The 5,024-nt window shown below is 40.8% G+C and carries 5 protein-coding genes; 1 reads left to right on the forward strand and 4 read right to left on the reverse strand.

Annotation, left to right across the window (positions count from 1 at the left end):
• Window positions 1-969, reverse strand: a 969-nt coding sequence (locus tag B4K20_RS05480) for a DUF1852 domain-containing protein (RefSeq protein WP_289282169.1), incomplete at its 3' end; no start/stop codon positions are given.
• Between the two features lie 621 nt (window positions 970-1,590).
• Window positions 1,591-2,499: a LysR family transcriptional regulator gene (locus B4K20_RS05485; RefSeq protein WP_289282170.1), complete on the reverse strand. Its 909-nt coding sequence runs from the start codon at window positions 2,497-2,499 to the stop codon at window positions 1,591-1,593.
• Window positions 2,500-2,608: 109 nt separating this feature from the next.
• Here B4K20_RS05485 and B4K20_RS05490 point away from each other — a divergent pair, with 109 nt between their 5' ends.
• Window positions 2,609-3,409, forward strand: a complete 801-nt coding sequence (locus tag B4K20_RS05490; protein WP_289282171.1) for an NAD(P)H-flavin reductase — start codon at window positions 2,609-2,611, stop codon at window positions 3,407-3,409.
• Window positions 3,410-3,511: 102 nt separating this feature from the next.
• On the opposite strand, the gene B4K20_RS05495 is transcribed toward B4K20_RS05490, so the two are convergent.
• Both B4K20_RS05495 and B4K20_RS05500 read right to left on the reverse strand, forming a co-directional pair.
• Entirely contained in the window at window positions 3,512-4,084 is a 573-nt protein-coding gene (locus B4K20_RS05495) for a DUF2726 domain-containing protein (protein WP_289282172.1), read from the reverse strand.
• Window positions 4,085-4,303: 219 nt separating this feature from the next.
• Window positions 4,304-5,024 (reverse strand): methyl-accepting chemotaxis protein (locus tag B4K20_RS05500; RefSeq protein ID WP_289282173.1); only part of this gene is annotated, 721 nt, incomplete at its 5' end.

Below are 5,024 nucleotides of genomic sequence, written 5' to 3' on the forward strand. Positions count from 1 at the left end.
GTAATTCTCAAACCATTTCTGTAGCACGGCCTGATATGGTTTGATGAAATGCTCTTCTGCAAATTTGCCTTGTTTAACAGCTAACTGACTGCGTTCTTCTCGGTCATACACAATTTGTGTAATTGAGTGATCAGCATGTCTCAGATTAGGCTTGTAGAGATTACCCGCCACGGCATTGGCGTTATAAATCTCTGGTCGGTAGATTTTCTGAAATGTTTCCATGGTGCTGATCGTGCCGATAAGCTCAAGGTTGGTGTAATCCGTGAGTAAGTCGCCAAAAAAGTAGAATGCCAATGGTGCCACACTATTTGGAGGCATAAAGTAGCGAACTTTAAAGCCCATTTTTTCGAAATATTGTTCTGTGAGAGACGGTTCATTAGCGTTGTACTCGACTCCTAGGATGGGGTGCTGATTTTCAGTGCGCTCGTAGGTTTTATTATCAGACACGCTCAGGCAAATCACTGGCGGTTTATTAAAATTAGCTTTGTAAGTATCTGAGCACACAAAATCTTTAAACAACTTGCCATGAAGCTCACCAAATCTATCCGGAATGGTGAATTGAGACCGTCCTTTATTATGTTCCAGCAGTAACACACTAAAATCATAATCTCGTACATAGGATGAAAAATTATTACCGATGATGCCATCGATACGCTTGTTTGTTTTTTTATCAACGATATAGGTCTTCAACATTTCAATAGATGGAAAGTGTTGACCATTGCCTTCAATATCAATGTCGACCGAAATGATTTCAAGCTCGACAGCATAACGTTCCCCTTTAGGGTTATCCCAATTCGCTAAGGCATTGAAACGACTGTCTACCATTCTTAAAGCATTACGCAAATTCTCCCGGCGTCTCTCTCCTCTCGCTAAATTAGCGAAGTTGGTCGTGATCCGTGTGTTATCAGAAGGCTGATAATTCTCGTCGAAACGAATGCGCTTAATCGTATACTCAAAGTCTGTATTCATCGTGATTCGTGTCCTGTTAAATGCAATATCATCTTGATTCATTTCACACGCTGATCGCTGCTTATGCCTAATAGTTGTTTCCAGCTTCAATTAGGTCTTACAAAATCACTTGTGCTTTCAGCGGTGAGAGAAGTTATACAGGGACTTACACATGAATAAAATTGATATTATTTCATATATCGATTAATTAAATTCATGACTTAGATAAACAGAACTGATTATCGAGGGTTTATGGATAAAACACAGACCGCAAATGTTGCCGACCAGACATGACATTTATTCTCTCAATTCCATCCATCTGAGTGGAAAACGAATCTAAAGCGCACGTATGAAAGGACAATGTTGTGGACAGTCAGATGGTGGAGACACTAAATAGCGTGCTGAGATAATAAGCCTGCGGCTGTCACGAGGAAGAAAAATCACTATTACAGCCAATAGAGAAGCCAGACTTTTCGATGAGGCTATGACGTTTATTTACCCGTGCTGTTGAGCGTGACAATTTGTGTCTCAATGACAGTCAACCCTGATAGTCTCTCTGTCACCATCAACTTCATAGCATCTATATCAGCAATACAATAAAAGCTGATTATCAACCGGTTTTGACTGGACGCTGTGTCAACCTCAGTGGTTTATCAAGCCCATAGGATGATTATAACTACGCGCTAGCTCTATAAACGCTTTGAGGTAGGCAATATCCTCATCACTATCACGCGTGCCCAAATAGATTTGTTTAGCTATACCAACTTTACTCAAACGCACCACAGCAAGCGGCAGTTTAAGACAGTATTCTTCTGCTAACCAGCGAGGCAAGGCAGCCACACCGCGTCCAGATGCCACCATTTGCAGCATAATTTCAGTTGTCTCACTGGTTTTATGCTGTTTAGGTACGACCTCTGCCGGGTTGAGGAAATGGGTATAAATATCGAGTCTATTCGTGGCCACCGGATAGGTCAGTAATACCTCATCAGATAAATCTTCTGCCCGAGCATAATCACGTTCTGCTAATGCATGCTGCCGAGGTACAACAAGCACTTGCTCATAATCAAAAACAGGCGTGAAATTCAGCCCTTTTTTATATAAGGGATCGGGCGTGACTAATAGATCGATTTCATAATCGAGCAGCGCCCCCACTCCACCAAATTGAAACTTCTGTTTCACATCCACATCAACATCTGGCCAGGTATCTAAAAATGGAGAAACCACTTTCAATAACCATTGATAACATGGATGGCATTCCATCCCTATTCTTAAGGTCCCACGCTCGCCATGAGCAATCTGCTTAAGCTTATCTTCTGCGTAATTAAGTAAAGGCAGCACTCTGTTAGCAATATGGAGTAAATAACGACCTGCTTGTGTTAAACGCAAGCTTCGTCCTTCTCGCAACCAGATTTCAGTACCCATGTTATCTTCCAGTTTTCGCATGGTATGACTGAGCGCTGATTGTGTGACACATAAAGCTTTAGCGGCTGAGGTAAGCGAGCCATGTTCTTCAACAGCATGCACAATTTTTAGGTGGGTACGTTCAATCATAAGCTTCATGAGTAAAATTAATTGGTATGTGAAAATATACCATTTTTATTCATTGTTTAAGTCATTTAGACTATGGATATGATTAAACATGTACTGATGGATTTATTGAATGAATGATGCTGCCCATATTCGCACCTATCCGGTCGTTGAGTACTTTTGCCAAGTTAAAAAGCTAAATGCATTAACGGCAACAACCTTTGAGATTGATTTAGAAGCGCCTGAAGGGACTGAGTTAGAGTACGCAGCAGGTCAGTACTTAGCATTGGAATTAGACGTGAATGGTGACGGTACACCACAATCATTGTCTTACACGATTGCAAACAACATTGATTCCTCTCGTCCACGCCGCTTACAACTTTTTATTCAGAATGGCAGTGAGTTCGCTAATAAGATCTTAAAAACACTGTCATCCTTGTATGAGAATACTGAGAGAGTGAAGGTCACTTTAGCAATGGGAAACGCTTTTCTACAGACTGATCTAGCATTACCTCATCTATTAATTGCAGCGGGCTCAGGCATTGCAAAAGTTAAATCAATTACCGAAGAAATCATTAAGCAACAGCCTGATGCAAACGTGTATATATATTGGTCCAATAGACAAGCGAATGAATTTTACCTGCTGGATACGTTTGAACATTGGTCCAATCAGTACAGAAACCTAAGCTTCACACCAGTATTAGAGGTGGCTGATCCAGACTGGCCGGTTCGCTCTGGTTATCTTTATCAAGTGATTCAAGAAGACTTTGACAAACTGAATGATGTTCAAGCTTATCTCTGTGGTTCGCCGCAAATGGTCTATGGCACAATCGATAGACTTGAACCGAAAGGATTGAAAGAAACGAATTGTTATTCTGACGTTTTTGAATATATGCCAAGAGATAAGTTTACATCGGCTAAAGGTGAAGATTAACAAGCCATGAGGGCTTGTTTTGCTTGAATCATTGAGGATTAGCCTTTTGCCCTTTGGCTGAAGAAAATCCTGTTTAGCCACTTAACTAACATCGGGATGAAATTAGTTATCAGGGTTGATAAGAATTTTTATATCATCAGCTTTGATGGCAGATGACTCATGGATAGCAAACTCGGGATGAATGGCTTTTTTGACTTTGTCTGCAATCAGTTGTGGCTCAGCATTTTCTTCAGGAGAAAAGTGTAATAAAGGTATTTTGGCTGCCCTCAAGGCATTATCGATAAAGGCATTGTGCTGCTTATCAGGCTGAGCATCCGAGCTATTATTCAGTTTAATTGCACATAAAATCTCTGACGTCTCTGTATCACTAAGAACAAAATCCACATACATCAACTGAATATATTGGCTCGCTTTTTGGCTGGCAGACTTAGATTTGGTGTGTTTCACCGTCAATAAATCAGAGAGACGGACTTTGAAAGCAATGTCATATTGCTCATTTACAGCAAGCTGAAGTTTGTGTTTAAACGCTCTCTCTGTGGGCGTATACAAAGATGGGCGCTTCAGATAGGGATAAACCTTCATTTTTTCAAGCTGTTTATTATCATTCTTCATCAACGAAAGAAGCAAAACGGCAACTAATATAACAACAAACAGTGAAATGAAAACAAATGACATTGAGATATCCCAGTTGAAAATCGGATCTTAGAATATGTTGTCATCGCTCAGCAATAGATAAAAGCCTCACTACATGAACATCCAGCAAGAATTTGTTTTATAACAAGATAAAACATCGCTACAGACTATGAGTACTTAAACGAATAGAAGATAGAAACACGTTAGCGAAACAGTCACTCCAATCAGAGATAAGCCAGACTCATCTGTCTGATCATAAGCTTAAGACACTTTAAATTGTCTCACCATATTAGTGAGTCTTTCACTGAGCTGAGCAATTTCCTGACTAGCTTGTGATACCTGCTCTGAGCCTTCTGCCGTATTTTCTGATACCTGTTGTATGTTGAGAACATTGTTATTAATTTCATTCACAACATGACTTTGTTGCTCGGCAGCCGTGGCGATCAGTGTATTCATCTCGGTTATCGAACTCACAGAATTTGTTATCTCATTGAGTGAGTTGGTTGCATTCACGGCCTTAGCAACTAAGCCCTCAATACTGGTCTTATTCAACTCCATTGAGCTCACAGCATTATCTGAACCTTGTTGGAGAGTGAGAATCAGATCTTCAATTTCTTTTGTTGAGTCCTGGGTTTTTTGGGCTAATGAGCGCACTTCATCAGCCACAACAGCAAAACCCCGTCCCTGATCACCGGCCCGGGCCGCTTCGATGGCCGCATTTAACGCCAGTAAGTTGGTTTGTTCAGCAATATTTTTGATTACATCCAGTACAGTCCCAATGTTTTCACTATCAGACTTTAACGTTCTGATGACCGATGTGGATGAGTTAATTTCGTCCGCAAGATTGTTAATCGAAGCGACGATTTCTTCGACAACTTGTCTTCCAGACTCTGAGTCTTTATCGCCTTTAATTGCGGCCGCTGAGGCTTTTTCAGCACTATTCGCCACTTCCTGAACGGTCGCTGTCATTTGTGTAATCGCT

The organism is Methylophaga sp. UBA5088 (assembly GCF_002414625.1).
Lineage (GTDB): Bacteria > Pseudomonadota > Gammaproteobacteria > Nitrosococcales > Methylophagaceae > Methylophaga > Methylophaga marina.